An 833-nucleotide genomic window follows, 5' to 3' on the forward strand; every position below is an offset into this window, starting at 1 on the left:
GCTTAAAGCGTTTTAAGGCTAGCATGGAAATGACTAATATTCGCCATTTTCGCCGCTTTTACACCCTATTACCCCGCCATTTTCACACCTACGCTACAAGCATACACATTCAGCCTGAGAGATCCGTTGCGGAAATAACGCTGCGTTAAGTGGTGAACAACGCCAACCACCCAGCTTAAACCATTGTGCCTTAAACACTTAACCTGACTGGAACCGAAATCACCAAGCGTTGTGAATCCGCCTTAAACGCCTTGTTATGTTCACGATTTCTCTAAAGCTTTTCCCAGCCTGTGAACTCACACCGCCTGAAAGTCCAGTGATAGTAAAGACACATTACAACTGAATAAAATACACTTGTTAAAATGGATTCATATAACAAACTTGAGATTGTTGGGTCGGACTTGAGCAATGAGAGTATTGGTAGGAAAAATACGAAAAACTCAAAGAAGCGTATCCACAAATTGCGCATGAAAGAAACATAATACGGCGGTCGCAGTTTTAGGCCAGCTTTCCTGAACCATCTATGCAACGGTGGATTATAATTGCACTTCCATATTTTGGCAGCTTCTAACTCTTTAAACGCCCGCACAAGCTTGTTCTCGTAACTCATTTTCTACCTCCTATTTTGAGGTAAAGGATACACAAATACTGCCCTTTGAATTTGGAAACACTTCAAGATTCCAAAAAGTGACCATAACGCCCTGTTAAGGTGTGAGCAACGCAATACCGAAGCCGCCGCATACCACCTTAACCACTAAAACCAACGCATAATAAAAATGCCACGCGTTGCGAATCACTCTTAAACAGTTTGTTAGCCGCTCATTCCCAAAGGT

At 42.5% G+C, this 833-nt stretch carries 1 protein-coding gene; it reads right to left on the minus strand.

Annotation, left to right across the window (positions count from 1 at the left end):
• Nucleotides 1-271: 271 nt before the first annotated feature.
• Nucleotides 272-610, minus strand: coding sequence for a DUF6404 family protein (locus ACTS60_RS05410; RefSeq protein ID WP_440887425.1), 339 nt, complete (start codon nucleotides 608-610; stop codon nucleotides 272-274).
• Nucleotides 611-833 lie beyond the last annotated feature (223 nt).

The sequence above is a fragment of the Vibrio sp. WZ-1 genome (assembly GCF_052037695.1).
GTDB lineage: Bacteria > Pseudomonadota > Gammaproteobacteria > Enterobacterales > Vibrionaceae > Vibrio.

Bases quoted from the DNA above. Each gene is read 5' to 3' on its own strand.
- ACTS60_RS05410 (WP_440887425.1), bottom strand. From the start codon at position 610: ATGAGTTACGAGAACAAGCTTGTGCGGGCGTTTAAAGAGTTAGAAGCT.